The sequence below is a fragment of the Streptomyces sp. NPDC002845 genome (assembly GCF_053591955.1).
Genome location: NZ_JBSFUU010000070.1, coordinates 1 through 14,465 on the forward strand (window position 1 = coordinate 1; position 14,465 = coordinate 14,465).

Below are 14,465 nucleotides of genomic sequence, written 5' to 3' on the forward strand. Positions count from 1 at the left end.
GAACAGCCCATCCCCATCACGCATACCGAGATCATCCCGCATGAATGATCACGAACCGCAAGCGGGTTGCCGGTTACTGAGACACGCTCCTAGGCACAACCCCGGGCCGGCGTCGGTCCGTGGCTCGCGTGTGCCCCGTACTTGCGAAGGTGATCCAGCAAGTCTCCCGGACGGTGTCGAGGAGATACCAGATGAGGTTTCCGTAAGGTGGTGAAGACCCTGGGATACGAGTGGTCGCCTCATGACCCTCGGCACTGGTTCGCCGACCGCGCTCAGCAGCGGTCTGCCACTCTTGGACGTGTCCCGGTGGCTGGGGCACAAGAGCATCAGGGAGACGGCGGACACGTACGGGTACCTCACCCCGGACGCCACAGGCCGGGCGGTCGAGGCGATGGATGTGGCGCTGGCCCAGCACCGTGCTGACTGGTGCTGACTGAGGCGGCGTGACCTAGCGTTTTCGCAGGTCGGAGGGGTGGTTACAGATGTGCGGACGGTATGCGGCGAGTCGTGGGCCCGAGGATCTCGCAGGAATCTTTGAGATCGAGAAGTGGGAGCCGGAGGAGACCCTGGAGCCCGACTACAACGTGGCGCCCACCAAGGAGGTCTACGCGGTCCTGGACCGTCCTCTTAAGGACGCGGACGAGAAGCGGCCGGTTCGCCAGCTCCGCCGGCTCAAGTGGGGTCTGGTCCCGTCCTGGTCCAAGACGCCCGAGGGCGCCGCCCGGATGATCAACGCGCGCGTGGAGACCGTCCACGAGAAGCCCTCGTACCGCCGGGCCTTCGCCGCCCGGCGCTGCATCGTCCCCGCCGACGGCTACTACGAGTGGGTCACTGGCAAGCAGGAGCGCGACCTGGAGGTCGAGGGCAAGAAGAAGCGGCCCCGCAAGCAGCCCTACTTCGTGCTGCCGGCCGACGGGTCCGTGTTCGCGATGGCCGGGCTGTACGAGTTCTGGCGGGACAAGACGCTGCCGGACGACCACCCGCAGGCCTGGTGGGTGACGTGCTCGGTGATCACGACCGAGGCCGAGAGCACGCCCCTCGCGGTGGCCCCGGCCGAGGGACCGCACACACTGGCCGAGATCCACCCCCGTATGCCCCTGATGCTCACCCCGGACCGCTGGGACGCCTGGCTCGACCCGGCCCGTACGGACCCCGACGACCTCCGCGAGCTGCTCGCGCCGCCGCCCGCCGGGCTGATGCGCGCATACCCCGTCTCCACGGCGGTCAGCAGTGTCCGCAACAACGGCCCGGAGCTGCTGAAGGAGCTGGAGGGGCCCGAGGAGGGCACACTCTTCTGATGTGACCGATGTGACCGAGACCATCGAAGACGTTGAGACCGACGCGGGTACGGCCCGCATCACCTGGCACCGGGCCGGCAAGCCCCGGCTCGTCCTCGCCCTCAGCCACGGCGCGGGCGGCGGCATCCAGGCGCGCGACCTCCAGGCCGTCGCGTCCGTGCTCCCCGCGCACGGTGTGACCGTCGCCCTCGTCGAACAGCCCTGGCGGGTGGCGGGGAAGAAGCTGGCACCCGCGCCGAAGACGCTGGACACGGGGTGGCGGGGGCTGTGGCCCGCGCTGGCCGGGCCCGGCCTTCCGGTGGTGTCGGGCGGGCGGAGCGCGGGGGCGCGCGTGGCCTGCCGTACGGCGAAGGAGCTGGGCGCGGCGGCCGTGCTCGCGCTCGGCTTCCCGCTGCACCCGCCGGGCAGGCCCGAGAAGTCCCGTGCGGAGGAACTGCTCGGGGCCGGGGTGCCCACGCTCGTCGTACAGGGCGGCAACGATCCGTTCGGGAAGCCGGAGGAGTTCCCGGAGGGCCCGTACGAGCTGGTCGAGGTGGCGTACGGCGATCACGGCTTCGTCGTACCGAAGAAGGCGCCCCTCGATCAGGAACAGGCCCTGAAGGTGATCACGGACGCCGTCGTGGTGTGGACCGCGTCACTGGGGTGAAGCGCGGGGAATGCTGAGCGGCGGACCTCTGTTGTGCGCATCAGACAGCAGGCGCAGTCGGCAGGCGCCGTGGACGCAGACCGCGCTGACCAGTTCGTACGAGAGGGAGTCCGCCGCATGGGTTCGACCGTATGCCCGAGCCGCAGCAGCCGCACTGACCTGGACTGGACGGTGCTGCGCGCGGCCAAGGCCACCCCTATTCAGGCGGCGGCGGGTGTGGATGTTCGTCTATCCTCCGATTCTGGTGGGACCGGTTTCGGTTCCGCTCAGACGCTGGAGGAGGTGGGTCCGGTCACTGGGACCGACGCAGGGACCGCACAGGGCCAGGCGGAGCAGCCCGAGGGAACGGAGACCGCGGGGAGCACGGAGTCCGCGACGCAGCGCAACGCGCGCTTCGAGCGGGACGCCCTTGAGTTCCTCGACCAGATGTATTCGGCCGCCCTGCGCATGACGCGCAACCCGGCCGACGCCGAGGACCTGGTGCAGGAGACGTACGCCAAGGCGTACGCGTCCTTCCACCAGTTCCGCGAGGGCACCAACCTCAAGGCGTGGCTGTACCGCATTCTCACGAACACGTTCATCAACTCGTACCGCAAGAAGCAGCGCGAACCCCAGCGCAGTGCGGCCGAGGAGATCGAGGACTGGCAGCTCGCGCGCGCCGAGTCGCACATGTCGACGGGTCTGCGCTCGGCCGAGTCGCAGGCGCTCGACCACCTGCCCGACTCGGACGTGAAGCAAGCGCTCCAGGCGATCCCCGAGGAATTCCGCATCGCCGTGTATCTGGCCGACGTAGAAGGCTTTGCGTACAAGGAGATCGCGGACATCATGGGGACACCCATCGGTACGGTGATGTCCCGGCTGCACCGTGGCCGCCGTCAACTGCGCGGCATGCTCGAGGACTACGCCCGTGAGCGCGGGCTGGTCCCGGCCGGCGCCGGAGAGTCGAACGAAGCGAAAGGCTCGGGCTCATGAGCTGCGGAGAGCCGCACGAGACTGATTGCAGCGAAGTCCTCGATCATCTCTACGAGTTCCTCGACCGTGAGATGCCCGACGCCGACTGCACGAAGTTCGAGCACCACTTCGAGGAGTGCTCGCCGTGCCTGGAGAAGTACGGGCTCGAAAAGGCCGTGAAGAAGCTCGTCAAGCGGTGTTGCGGGCAGGACGACGTGCCGGCTGATCTGCGGGCGAAGGTCATGGGCCGCATCGACATGATCCGGTCCGGGCAGGCCGTCCCCGAGCACGACGTGACGGCCGCTCCGGCGACGCCGCGGGAGGCCTGAGCCCGGCCTTTCAGGTGGGCCCGCATACCGGGCGGGTCCCCCTACGGGAGTGGCACGTCTACCCGTTGGCCCGCCTTCCGGTCCTGGAGCGACCGTCGTGACTCGGTCGCGGGCTCAGACCTCCAGGATGCCCTCGATCCGCTTCAGATTGTGCCGGGCCAGCGCCAGGTTGCTGCGGGACCGGTCCAGCGCGAGGTAGAGGAAGAGCGACCCCTTGTTGCCGGCGAGCGGGCGGATCAGGTGGTACTGCTTGCCCAGCGTGATCAGGATGTCCTCGATCGTGTCGTCCATGGCCAGACTGCTGAGCGTGCGCATCTTCGAGCGCACCACCTCGGTGTTGCCCGCTGCCGCGAGTTCGAGGTCGAGGCCGTTGCCGCCCCCGAGCGTGCCGAGCGACATGCCGCTTTCGTAGTCGACGAGGGCGATGCCGATCGCGCCGTCCACGGTCATGGCTTCCTTGAGCGCGGTCTCGATGTTCATGGTGCTGCCCCAATTCCTCAGTGCTGCTGACCGGTCGATGTCCGGCCATCTACGATCGAACGTGAGCGACTCTTGGGTCGCAAGGCGTCAACTTTGTTATGTGTTACGACGGTTGGCGTTCAAAATACTGTGCGGCGTGTGGGGGTGAAGCGGAAATGGGGGAACTGACGACGGCTCTGCAGGCTTCCCTGGAGCGGTTGCTCGATTCCCCCGGAGTCACCGGCGTCGCCCTGATCGACGCGGTCACCGGACTCACCTACGGAGCGGCGGGCGACGTCGCCGAGGCGGGGGACGGGGCGGATTGGTCCGAACTCGCCGCCCTCATCGCCGAGCGGCTGGGCGAGGCAGGGGCCGAGGGGGAGCTGGAGAGCGTGGTCATGACCAGCAGACGACGCCATCAGGTGCTGTTCACCGTGGTACGGCCGGTCGGCGACCCGCTGCTGCTGGCGGCGGGTCTCGACCGGGACCGCGCCAACGTGGCCCTGGCCCTGCGCAGTCTGGGTGACCGGGCGGGCGAGGTGCTGGCGTGATGACACCCGTGGCGCGCAACGTGCCCGCGCTCCTGACGATGCTGCACGAGGACGGCTTCAGCGGCACGGTACGGATCTCGGGCCTCCCAGGAGGAACGATCCATCTGAGGAACGGGCTGGTGGCCGCGGTCGAGACCCCGGGCGCGCCGACCGCCACGTCGGCGCTCCTCACCTCGGGCCGGATCGCCGACGAGGCCTGGCTGGCCGCGTGCGCCGCGGAGCCCGACGCGGACCGGCTGGGCGGGCACCTGGTGGCCGCCGGTCTGATCGGCGCCGCCGAACTGGAGGTCGTCTGCATCGCTGCCGTGTTCGACGGGGCCTTCGCCATGGCACTGAGCCCGCCCGGCGGCTGGGAGCTGGGCGACCGGGTGCCCACGATCGTCGCCGAGCCGGGGGTGGAGCCGCGGGCGCTGACCGAGGAGACGACCCGGCGCATGGCGCTGCTGTCCCGCCTGTGGGGACCGCCGGGCGAACTGGCCCGCCTGAGGCCCTTCCCGGTCGTGGACGGCGGACCCCGCCGGGCCGTCGGCCGGCTGCCGCGCCGGCAGCGTGACGTCCTCGACACCGTCAACGGACGCCGTACGCCCCGCGACATCGCGTTCGCGCTGAGGCGCGGGCTGTACCCGGTCATGCTGGACCTGACCCGCATGCGGGCACTGAACCTTCTCCAGTGGGAGAGCGGCACCACGCCCGAAGGCCGGCCGAGCACGGCACGCCGCGTTCCGCGGGCGTCCGTTGCCGCCGCCGCACCGGTATCCACGGCCCGGCCCCTGCCCAGACGCAGATCCGGTACCGGATCTCCCGCCGGAGACAACGGCGCGAAGGGCGGGTAGTGAGTCCAGACGACGACCCAGCGGCGACGCGGCGTCACCGCACCTCAGGGTCCCGCTCACAGCGGGACTCCGAACAGCGCGAGCGACGAGAACAACGAGCACAGCCATGCCCCACCACCCCACGGGAAGTCGCGGATCAACGTCCGGTGGCACGGACCGAGCCGCCACCGTCCGCCGATCCCGGTTCCGCACCCGTACGGAAACCACCGTTACCCATGCGGAAGTCACTGCCCGTGCGAGTCAGGGCGCCGACTCCCGAGAGCGGCCGGAACGCCACGGACACGCCCGCCGTGCCGTCGCCTCCGCCCGCTCTTCCGATGCCGTCGGCCGAGGAACTGGCCGCCGATCAGCCTTCCATCGAAACGCTGCGACGTGTCCGCCGCGGGCTCCGGGCTCTCCCCGAGTCCGGCTGACGCCTGTCCGGCTGACGCCGCCCGGGGCCACACCACCGATCGCAGACGCGCCTGGACCAAGGAGCACGTGCCATGACCGAAAACCCCTCGCCCGATTCCCTGACCGGCATCCTGACCTCGCTGCGTGACCGGGTGATGGGGGTCTCCGAGAGCGTCCTGTCCACGGTGGACGGTCTCCTCGTCGTCGCCGACGTCGACAAGGTCCACCCCGAGTCCGTCGCCGCGCTCGCCGCCGCCACCCTCGGCGTGAGCCGCCGCATGGCCGACCAGGTCGGCACCGGCGTACTCCGCGAGGTGGTGGCCCGCTGCGGCTCCGGGCACATCATCGTGGTGGCCGTCGGCGACCGTGCCCTGCTGACCGTCATGGGGGACGAAGGGCTCGACATCGCCGCGTTCCGGCGCGAGTCGCCGACGACGGTGGAGCAGCTGAACAAGGTGCTCGCCGCCGACGTCCCCCGCTGACGCATCCGCGACAACGCACCCCGGCAACAGCGACCGTCGGTCACCCGATTGTGCTAATCCTCGGGTAGCAGGCACCCGGAATCAGCCATTCCCGTCCCCTCGCCACCCCTGCCCCTCTAGGCTCCCGAGCCTGACTGGGGAGGGTCGTGGTCGTCATGGGGTCGGTTCCGGCGTGGGCGCGTGTCTACGTCGGGTGTGTCGTCGTCGGCGCCCTGGCCTGTCTCGCGCCGCTGCCCGGGATCCGGACCCCGTGGTGGGTCGTTCTCCTGCTCGCCGTGCTGTATGCCGGGTGCGAGCAGATCACCCGATGCCCCTTCGTCGGCCATCGCGCGCCCGAGGGCATGGGCACGTTCTTTCCCGTGCTGCTCGCCGGGGCCTTTCTGCTGCCGCCGCCCGCTGCCGCGTTGGTGGCGGTGCCGGGGGCGCTGGTCGCCCGGGTCGACCAACGGCCGCGCCGGCTGCGGCGGTTGTGGCGTGCGGCCCAGCTCGCGCTCGGGGTCTGGGCGGCGTCCCGGGTGCACTGGGCGCTGGGCGGGCGGGACGCGGTCGTGGCGGCCGACTTCCCGCACGCGCTCGTGCCCGCCGGGGCCGCCGCGCTCGCCTTCTGCGCCGTACTGACCGTCCTCGACGGCGGGATTCTCGCGCTGGCCGAGCGCGTGCCCGTGCGCAATGCCTGGCGGGGGCTCTTTCTGCGGTCCCTCGCGCCCGTCGCCGTGCACGGGCTCGCCGGGCTGATGATGGCCGTGCTGTGGCGCAGTCCGTACGGGCCCGTCTCCGCGTTGCTCGTGCTGCTGCCGATGTACGTGTCCTGCTGGGTGTTCGCGCAGTACCACCGGGAGCGGGCGGCCCACCAGGCGACCATTCGCGCTCTGGTGCAGGCCGTCGACATCAAGGACGGCTACACGCGCGGCCACAGTGAGCGGGTCGGGCAGGCGTCCATGATGATCGCGCGTGAACTCGGCATGGACGACGAGCGGGCCGAGGGCCTGCGGTTCGCCGGGATCCTGCACGACGTGGGCAAACTCGGGGTGCCGACGCGGCTGTTGCGGAAGGACGGGCCTCTGACGCCTCAGGAGCGACGGGTCATCGAGCTGCATCCCGAGTACGGGCACGAGATGGTGCGGGGCATCGGCTTCCTGGGGGAGGCCCGTTCGGCGATCCTGCACCACCACGAGCGGCTGGACGGGAGCGGGTATCCGTACGGGCTGATGGGGAGCCAGATACCTGAGTTCGCACGGGTGGTGGCTGTCGCCGACGCCTTCGACGCGATGACCTCCACCCGGTCCTACCGGCGGGCCCGTCCCGTCGACGTGGCGCTGGAGGAACTCGAACGGTGTGCGGGTGCCCAGTTCGACCCCCGGATGGTGGCGGCGTTGACGCGGGCGCTGGAGCGGCACGGGTGGCGCCCCACGGTGACGGCGGGCCCTTGCGGAAACGTGCCTCCGCCTGCCGCCGCACCCGTGTCCGGCCGGCTCGGCTCTCGTGGGGGCGTCCGGTGATGTCCAGGAGCCGTAGCACCCCGGGTGCGAGGCCGTCATGAAGACGTGGCCCTCCTTTCCCATCCCCCTTCCCCTTCCCCTTCCCCTCCTCCTCATCCGCGCCTCCGCCGCCCTCCTCTCCCTCCTCGCCCTCGCCCACACCCTCTGGTACGGCCTCGACGAACCCGGTGTCGCCCTCGCCTTCGGCCTGCTCGTCGCCGTAGGAGAACTCTCCCGCTGGAGCGAGGCAGGGGAACGGGAGGCGGCGCCCCTCGGAGCCGCCGGAGCCCTCGCGTACGCCCTGCTCGGGGAGAACGCGGGCCTGCCCACCCACCACGGGGTCCCGCAGGTCGTCGCCGTGGTCGTCGCGGCCGCGCTCCTCGGATGCGTGCCCCACGTGGCCAGGGGACGCGGCCCCACCTGGGACCACCTCACCCGACGTGTGCTCACCGTCGCCTTCGCCGCGCTCTGCTTCCAGCCCCTCTACAACAGGGGCACGCTGCCGGAGTGGATCGGACCCTCCTACGTCCTCCTCCTCGTCGCCCTGCTCGTCCTGACCGCGCTGTGCGACGCGGTCCTCGCGGCGGCGACGGCGCACGCGCGCACCCGCTGGCCGTTCGGGCCGCTGCTCCGGGACGAACTGCGGGCGCTGCTCGGCATCGGGTCGGCCGTCTGCGCGACCGGAGTCGTGATGTCGCTCGCGGTCGCCGTCGTCGGACTCTGGGCCCTGCCCGTCTTCTCCCTCCCCCTCCTCCTCACCCAGATCTCCTTCCGGCGGTACGCCGCCGTACGGGCCACCTACCGGCAGACCATTGCCTCCCTCGCGCGGGCCACCGAGATCGCCGGGTACACCCCCGCCGGCCATGCCCGCCGTGTGGCCGCCCTCAGCCGGGAGGTCGGGCGGGAGATGGGGCTGTCCGGGCCGGAGCTGACCGTGCTGGAGTACGCGGCGCTGATGCATGACATCGGGCAGCTCAGCCTCGTCGATCCCGTGACCGCGGGGGCCACCGCCGGGCTCCCCGCCGAGGAGCAGCGGCGGATCGCCCTCCTCGGCGGTGCCGTCGTACGGCACACAGGGGTGGACGCCGAGGTCGCCGTGATCGTCGAGCGGCAGGCCGATCCGTACGAGGAGCAGCCGGTCAGCGCCCGGATCGTGCGGGTGGTGAACGCATACGAGGAGAAGGCGCGGGAAGGCGGACCCGGAGGGTCGTTCACAGCCCTGGAAGAACTGCGGCTCGGCGCCGCCCGGGACTATCAGCCGGAGGTCGTCGAATCGCTCGCCCGCGTACTGTCAAGAGGGGGTCTGACCTTGCCGTCGGCTGGGTAACCCATGGGTAATGAGCGCCCCTCCGACCGTCCGTGGTTGGATGCGAGGGAGAGGGTGTCCGGGGCACAGGCCAGCCCACTCCACGGAACTGGCAGGCGGGAATCGTGAGGATCTTCGGCAAGGGACGGCACCGGCCCTCCGCCTCCTGGCGGCAGGCCACCGACCGCGCGTTCACGCTGATCGGCGACGGGCGGTACGAGGACGCGGGAGCGCTGCTGACCCGCGCCGCGGACCTGGAGCCGTGGCTGTCCGAGTCCTGGTTCAACCTGGCCCTGCTGCACAAGTTCCGGCACGACTGGGAGCAGGCGCGGGCGGCGGGTCTGAGGGCCGTCGCGCTGCTCGACCGGGAGACCGGCGCCCCTGACTGGTGGAACGTGGGCATCGCCGCCACCGCGCTCCAGGACTGGCCGCTGGCCCGGCGAGCCTGGCAGGCGTACGGGCTGCGGGTGCCCGGGGGAGCGACGGCGTCCGGTGAGCCCGTCGGCATGGACCTGGGCAGCGCCGCCGTACGGCTGTCGCCGGAGGGTGAGGCCGAGGTGGTGTGGGGGCGCAGGCTGGACCCCGCCCGGATCGAGGTGCTGTCCATTCCGCTGCCGTCCTCCGGGCGCCGCTGGGGCGAGGTCGTGCTGCACGACGGGGTGCCCCACGGGGAGCGGACCACGGCCGCCGGGCACGCGTACCCCGTCTTCGACGAGATCGAGCTGTGGGCGCCCTCGCCCGTGCCCACCTGGGTGGTGCTGCTGGAGGCCGCCACCGAGGCCGACCGGGACGCGCTGGAGCAGCTCGCGGCCGACGCCGGCTTCGCCGCCGAGGACTGGTCGTCCTCCGTACGGCTGCTCTGCCGGCTGTGCTCGGAGTCCCGGATGCCGTCCGACGAGGGCGACGGCGAGCACCTCGACCCGCACGACCACAGCGAGCCGGGCCATCCCGGTCCCCTGGGCCACCGTACGGACGGGCAGCTGTGGGCGCCCGAGCGGGAGTGCGGGGTGGCCGCGCCGGCTTCGCTGGTGAGGGGGTTGCTGGACGGGTGGGTGGCCGACAGCCCGGATTCCAGGGGATGGCGGGACCTCGAAGAGGTTTGCTGAGGTCGGAGGTTCGCCGAGGCCGGCTCCCCGTACCCTGTATCAGCATCACACCCCCTGTTTCTAGGAAGGCGTACGTCGGTCATGGCGCAGCAGGACACCGATCAGCAGCACGCGGGCGTGCTCCCCGTGGACGACGAGGGCTTCGTCATCGACAGCGAGGACTGCGCGGAGCGCGAGGAGGCGTACCGCGAGCGGGGCACCTCGCGGCCCATCACCGTCGTCGGGAACCCGGTGCTGCACAAGGAGTGCAAGGACGTCACCGAGTTCGACGACGAGCTGCTGAAGCTGGTCGACGACATGTTCGCCAGCCAGCGCACCGCCGAGGGTGTGGGCCTGGCCGCCAACCAGATCGGCGTCGACCTGAAGGTCTTCGTCTACGACTGCCCGGACGACGAGGGCGCACGGCACGTCGGCGTGGTCTGCAACCCGAAGCTCGTCGACCTGCCCGCCGAGAAGCGCCGGCTGGACGACAGCAACGAGGGCTGCCTGTCGGTGCCGACCGCGTACGCGTCGCTCGCCCGCCCCGACTACGCCGAGGTCACCGGGCAGGACGAGCGGGGCAACCCGATCAAGGTGCGCGGCACCGGGTACTTCGCGCGCTGTCTGCAGCACGAGACGGATCATCTGTACGGCTACCTCTACATCGACCGGCTCTCCAAGCGCGAGCGCAAGGACGCGCTGCGGCAGATGGCCGAGAACGAGCCGCGCTACCCCGTGGTCGCGAACGACTGAGACAGAAAACGACCGTTGGGGCCCGTGGGCCCCGTCCTGACGGCGCCTGGCCGGGTTCCCTCCCGACCAGGCGCCGTTCGTGTGTCCGTCGGTTGTTCGATCGCGTGTGTGCTTCTAGTGATCCAAATCCAGTCACGCAAGGGGAGGTTCTCAGCACCATGGGGTAGTGAATGGAGCAAATCCGTTCCCAGAACGGTCACTTGTAGTGCTGAATGGAAACGCGGGGATACGCAACGGCGCACGCCCGGCACAGCGGGAGGGGTGTGCGTATCCAGGCGGCTGAGAGGGGTTTGTTCGTGCCTGCTTTCCCACACAGCACCGCAACACAGACAGCGCCCAAGGTTCCACCGTCGCTCACTCTTCCAGTGATCGAGGCGGCGTTTCCCCGGCAACTGCACCCGTATTGGCCCCGGCTCCAGCGGCGGACCCGGGGCTGGTTGCTGGAAAAACGCCTCATGCCGGCGGACAAGGTGGCGGAATATGCCGACGGCCTTTGCTACACCGACCTCATGGCGGGCTACTACGTGGGCGCCGCCGACGAGGTACTCCAGGCGATCGCGGACTACAGCGCGTGGTTCTTCGTCTGGGACGACCGGCACGACCGCGATGTCATCCACAACCGGCCCGCCGCCTGGCGGCGGCTCAGGACCCGGCTGCACGTGGCCCTCGACTCCCCCCGGGAGCATCTGCACCACCAGGATCCCCTGGTGGCGGGGCTCGCGGACAGCGTGCTACGGCTGTACGCGTTCCTCGGCAGGACCTGGAACGCACGCTTCGCGCGGGACTTCCACGCGGTGATCGAGGCGTACGACCGGGAGTTCCACAACCGTACAAGCGGAACCGTCCCGACGGTCGAGGAGTATCTCGAACTACGGCGGTTCACCTTCGCGCACTGGATCTGGACCGACCTCCTCGAACCCAGCGCGGGACACGAACTCCCCACCGCGGTACGGAATCACCCGGCATACCGGCGGGCGGCCCTGCTGAGCCAGGAATTCGCCGCCTGGTACAACGACCTCTGCTCACTCCCGAAGGAATTGGCGGGCGACGAGGTCCACAATCTCGGCATCAGTCTCATTCACCATGAGGGACTGACCCTGGAAAGGGCCGTCGTGGAAGTCCGGCGACGCGTCGAGGACTGCATCATCGAATTCCTCGTCGCGGAAAAGGAAGCGCTCCGGCTCGCCGACTCCCTCGACGACGGCACCGTACGCGGAAAGGAACTGAGCGGCGCCGTACGCTCCTGCGTCGGCAATATGCGGAACTGGTTCAGTTCCGTCTACTGGTTCCACCACGAATCCGGCCGGTACATGGTCGACAGCTGGGACGACCGGTCCACGCCCCCGTACGTCAACAACGAAGCGGCAGGTGAGAAATGACCGTCGAGTCTGTGCAGCCCGAGACCCCGCGGGCTCCCGGGGAACCGGCAGTCCCACCACTCGCCGGCGGCGGCGTGCCCGGCCTCGGACACGGCTGGAAGCTGGTCCGCGATCCGCTGGGCTTCCTCGCCCGGCTGCGCGCCGAGGGCGATGTCGTACGGCTCAAGCTGGGCCCCAAGACGGTGTACGCCGTCACCACCCCGGAGCTCACCGGAGCCCTGGCGCTGAACCCCGACTTCAAGATCGACGGCCCGCTCTGGCAGTCCCTGGAGGGCCTGCTCGGCAAGGAGGGCGTGGCGACCGCCAACGGACCCCGGCACCGCCGCCAACGGCGCACGATCCAGCCCGCGTTCCGGCTCGACGCCATCCCCGCGTACGGGCCGGTCATGGAGGAGGAGGCGGCGGACTTCGCCGCGCGCATGGGCGCGACGGACCGCTTCGACTGCACCTCGGAGTCCTTCCGTGTCGCCGTGCGCATCGCGGCCCGCTGTCTGCTGCGCGGCGACTTCATGGACGAGCGCGCCGAGCGGCTCAGCGTCGACCTCGCCACGGTGTTCCGCGGCATGTACCGGCGCATGGTCGTCCCGGCCGGACCGCTCTACCGGCTGCCGCTTCCGGCCAACCGTGAATTCAACCGCGCCCTGGCCGATTTGCATCTCCTCGTCGACGAGATCGTCGCCGAACGCCGGGCATCCGGTCAAAAGCCGGACGATTTGCTGACGGCCTTGCTGGAGGCAAAGGACGGGAATGGCGATCCCATTGGGGAACAGGAGATCCACGACCAGGTCGTCGCGATACTCACCCCCGGCAGCGAAACCGTCGCATCCACCATCATGTGGCTCCTCCAGGTCCTCACCGAACACCCGCAACACGCCGACAGGGTGCGTACGGAGGTCGAATCGGTCGCCGGGGACCGGCCCGTCGCATTCGCGGACGTCGGCAAGCTGACCCACACGAAGAATGTCGTCGTCGAGGCGATGCGCCTCAGGCCCGCCGTATGGATTCTGACGCGGCGAGCGGTGACCGAAACCGAACTGGGCGGGTATCGCATTCCGGCCGGGGCCGACATCGTGTACAGCCCGTACGCGATCCAGCGCGATCCGAAGTCGTACGAGCGGCATCTCGACTTCGACCCCGACCGATGGCTTCCGGAACGCGCCGAGGACGTGCCCAAGTACGCCATGAGCCCGTTCAGCGTCGGTAACCGGAAGTGCCCGAGCGACCACTTCTCCATGGCGCAGCTCACCCTCATCACGGCGGCGGTGGCGAGGAGGTGGCGCCTGGAGCAGGTGGCCGGGTCCAACGACACCACCCGGGTCGGCATCACGCTGCGGCCGCACCGGATGCTGCTGAAGGGAGTGCCTCGGTGACCTTCGGGTGCGCGTTCAGGCGGCTCGCGGGCCCCTGAACGCGCGCCGGTACGCCTGCGGGGTCGTGCCCAGCGACCGTACGAACTGATGGCGCAGCGCGGCCGCCGTGCCGAACCCCGTTCGGTCGGCGATCGTGTCCATCGTCTCGTCCGTCGCCTCCAGCAACCGCTGGGCCAGCAGCACCCGTTGGCGCAGGAGCCAGCGGTACGGCGTCGTTCCGGTCTCCTGCTGGAAGCGGCGGGCGAAGGTGCGCGGGGACATATGGGCACGCGCGGCGAGCTGCTCGACGGTCACCTCCTGGTCGAGGTGGCGCTCCATCCACACGAGCACCCCGCCGACCGTGTCGCACTGCGAGCGGGGCAGCGGCCGCTCCACGTACTGGGCCTGGCCGCCGTCCCGGTGCGGGGGCACGACCATGCGGCGCGCGATGGCGTTGGCGACCTCCGGCCCGTCCTCCATACGGACGATGTGCAGACAGGCGTCGATGCCGGAGGCCGTGCCCGCCGAGGTGATCACCGTGCCCTCGTCCACGTACAGCACGTCCGGCTCGACGACCGCCCGCGGATACTGCCGGGCCAGCAGCTCGGCGTGCCGCCAGTGCACGGTGCAGCGCCGCCCGTCGAGCAGTCCGGCGGCGCCGAGCACGAACACCCCCGAGCAGACGCTGAGTACCCGGGCCCCGCGGTCGGCGGCCCGCGCCAGGGCCGTGAGCAGGTCGGGCGGATAGTCGCGCTCGACGAAGTCGCTCCCGGCCGGCACGGCGATCAGGTCGGCCTCCTCCAGCCGGTCGAGGCCGTACGGCGTGGAGACCGTGAACCCGGGGACGTGCGTGCGCAGCGACGGGCCCTCCGCCGAGACGACCGCGAAGTCGTACACCGGCAGCCCCTGGTCGCTGCGGTTGAGGCCGAACACCTCGCAGACGACGCCCAGTTCGAAGGGGTGCACGCCGTCGAGGAGGACGGCGGCCACGTTTTTCAGCATGCCGCCAGTGTGCCGCAGGCTTGGCAGGAATTCGAGGGGGTACGGCAGTCCTGCCACTGTGAGGAGTGTCAAGCGCGTACGACGCTTACCGCATGGACGCACTCCTTGGATACATGACCGCTCTGGTTCTCTTCGCCCTGCTCCTCGGCCCGGCGCTCGTGGGACACCTCC

General features: G+C 70.4%; 16 protein-coding genes. 14 read left to right on the plus strand and 2 right to left on the minus strand.

Annotated elements, in window-relative coordinates:
• The first annotated feature begins 241 nt into the window (after positions 1-241).
• The 5 genes from ACWD3C_RS36005 to rsrA all read left to right on the plus strand — a co-directional run bounded on the left by ACWD3C_RS36005 (position 242) and on the right by rsrA (position 3,224).
• Entirely contained in the window at positions 242-433 is a 192-nt protein-coding gene (locus ACWD3C_RS36005) for a hypothetical protein (RefSeq protein ID WP_451150699.1), read from the plus strand.
• A 49-nt stretch (positions 434-482) separates the two neighbouring features.
• Complete coding sequence (locus tag ACWD3C_RS36010; protein WP_451150701.1) at positions 483-1,298, plus strand: SOS response-associated peptidase; 816 nt, start codon at positions 483-485, stop codon at positions 1,296-1,298.
• Position 1,299: 1 nt separating this feature from the next.
• Positions 1,300-1,944, plus strand: a complete 645-nt coding sequence (locus ACWD3C_RS36015; protein ID WP_451150703.1) for an alpha/beta hydrolase family protein — start codon at positions 1,300-1,302, stop codon at positions 1,942-1,944.
• Positions 1,945-2,226: 282 nt separating this feature from the next.
• Positions 2,227-2,916, plus strand: a complete 690-nt coding sequence (gene sigR, locus ACWD3C_RS36020) for an RNA polymerase sigma factor SigR (RefSeq protein WP_451150799.1) — start codon at positions 2,227-2,229, stop codon at positions 2,914-2,916.
• Positions 2,913-3,224, plus strand: coding sequence for a mycothiol system anti-sigma-R factor (gene rsrA, locus ACWD3C_RS36025; RefSeq protein ID WP_451150705.1), 312 nt, complete (start codon positions 2,913-2,915; stop codon positions 3,222-3,224). Before sigR ends, rsrA begins: the two co-directional genes overlap by 4 nt.
• Before the next feature lie 114 nt (positions 3,225-3,338).
• Here rsrA and ACWD3C_RS36030 read toward each other — a convergent pair whose 3' ends face one another.
• Entirely contained in the window at positions 3,339-3,704 is a 366-nt protein-coding gene (locus ACWD3C_RS36030; protein WP_451150707.1) for a hypothetical protein, read from the minus strand.
• 155 nt (positions 3,705-3,859) lie between these two features.
• Between ACWD3C_RS36030 and ACWD3C_RS36035 the strand changes: the two genes are divergently transcribed.
• From ACWD3C_RS36035 to ACWD3C_RS36075, 9 genes are all read left to right on the plus strand, one after another.
• Entirely contained in the window at positions 3,860-4,234 is a 375-nt protein-coding gene (locus tag ACWD3C_RS36035) for a hypothetical protein (protein ID WP_451150709.1), read from the plus strand.
• Positions 4,231-5,067: a hypothetical protein gene (locus tag ACWD3C_RS36040; protein ID WP_451150711.1), complete on the plus strand. Its 837-nt coding sequence runs from the start codon at positions 4,231-4,233 to the stop codon at positions 5,065-5,067. Before ACWD3C_RS36035 ends, ACWD3C_RS36040 begins: the two co-directional genes overlap by 4 nt.
• A 485-nt stretch (positions 5,068-5,552) precedes the next feature.
• The gene (locus ACWD3C_RS36045) at positions 5,553-5,942 is read left to right on the plus strand and encodes a roadblock/LC7 domain-containing protein (RefSeq protein WP_451150713.1); all 390 of its coding nucleotides are present in this window, start codon (positions 5,553-5,555) and stop codon (positions 5,940-5,942) included.
• A 155-nt stretch (positions 5,943-6,097) separates the two neighbouring features.
• Complete coding sequence (locus ACWD3C_RS36050; RefSeq protein ID WP_451150715.1) at positions 6,098-7,441, plus strand: HD-GYP domain-containing protein; 1,344 nt, start codon at positions 6,098-6,100, stop codon at positions 7,439-7,441.
• 37 nt (positions 7,442-7,478) lie between these two features.
• On the plus strand, positions 7,479-8,747 hold the full coding sequence (locus tag ACWD3C_RS36055; RefSeq protein WP_451150717.1) for an HD-GYP domain-containing protein: 1,269 nt from the start codon (positions 7,479-7,481) through the stop codon (positions 8,745-8,747).
• A 104-nt stretch (positions 8,748-8,851) separates the two neighbouring features.
• Positions 8,852-9,832 (plus strand): tetratricopeptide repeat protein, encoded by a 981-nt coding sequence (locus tag ACWD3C_RS36060; RefSeq protein ID WP_451150719.1) that lies wholly within the window; start codon positions 8,852-8,854, stop codon positions 9,830-9,832.
• Positions 9,833-9,913: 81 nt separating this feature from the next.
• Positions 9,914-10,564 carry a peptide deformylase gene (gene def / locus ACWD3C_RS36065; protein ID WP_451150721.1) on the plus strand — a complete coding sequence of 217 codons (651 nt, stop codon included), beginning with the start codon at positions 9,914-9,916 and terminating at the stop codon, positions 10,562-10,564.
• Between the two features lie 296 nt (positions 10,565-10,860).
• Entirely contained in the window at positions 10,861-11,943 is a 1,083-nt protein-coding gene (gene cyc1 / locus ACWD3C_RS36070) for an epi-isozizaene synthase (RefSeq protein WP_451150723.1), read from the plus strand.
• Positions 11,940-13,313, plus strand: coding sequence for a bifunctional albaflavenone monooxygenase/terpene synthase (locus tag ACWD3C_RS36075; RefSeq protein ID WP_451150725.1), 1,374 nt, complete (start codon positions 11,940-11,942; stop codon positions 13,311-13,313). Before cyc1 ends, ACWD3C_RS36075 begins: the two co-directional genes overlap by 4 nt.
• A gap of 15 nt (positions 13,314-13,328) precedes the next feature.
• Here the strand turns inward: ACWD3C_RS36075 and ACWD3C_RS36080 are convergent, their stop codons facing one another.
• Positions 13,329-14,294: a helix-turn-helix domain-containing protein gene (locus ACWD3C_RS36080; protein WP_451150727.1), complete on the minus strand. Its 966-nt coding sequence runs from the start codon at positions 14,292-14,294 to the stop codon at positions 13,329-13,331.
• Positions 14,295-14,465: the final 171 nt, after the last annotated feature.

Coding starts and splice junctions, on each gene's coding strand:
- ACWD3C_RS36005 (WP_451150699.1), top strand. CDS start 242: ATGACCCTCGGCACTGGTTCGCCGACCGCGCTCAGCAGCGGTCTGCCA.
- ACWD3C_RS36010 (WP_451150701.1), top strand. CDS start 483: ATGTGCGGACGGTATGCGGCGAGTCGTGGGCCCGAGGATCTCGCAGGA.
- rsrA (WP_451150705.1), top strand. CDS start 2,913: ATGAGCTGCGGAGAGCCGCACGAGACTGATTGCAGCGAAGTCCTCGAT.
- ACWD3C_RS36030 (WP_451150707.1), bottom strand. CDS start 3,704: ATGAACATCGAGACCGCGCTCAAGGAAGCCATGACCGTGGACGGCGCG.
- ACWD3C_RS36035 (WP_451150709.1), top strand. CDS start 3,860: ATGGGGGAACTGACGACGGCTCTGCAGGCTTCCCTGGAGCGGTTGCTC.
- ACWD3C_RS36045 (WP_451150713.1), top strand. CDS start 5,553: ATGACCGAAAACCCCTCGCCCGATTCCCTGACCGGCATCCTGACCTCG.
- ACWD3C_RS36050 (WP_451150715.1), top strand. CDS start 6,098: ATGGGGTCGGTTCCGGCGTGGGCGCGTGTCTACGTCGGGTGTGTCGTC.
- ACWD3C_RS36055 (WP_451150717.1), top strand. CDS start 7,479: ATGAAGACGTGGCCCTCCTTTCCCATCCCCCTTCCCCTTCCCCTTCCC.
- def (WP_451150721.1), top strand. CDS start 9,914: ATGGCGCAGCAGGACACCGATCAGCAGCACGCGGGCGTGCTCCCCGTG.
- ACWD3C_RS36075 (WP_451150725.1), top strand. CDS start 11,940: ATGACCGTCGAGTCTGTGCAGCCCGAGACCCCGCGGGCTCCCGGGGAA.
- ACWD3C_RS36080 (WP_451150727.1), bottom strand. CDS start 14,294: ATGCTGAAAAACGTGGCCGCCGTCCTCCTCGACGGCGTGCACCCCTTC.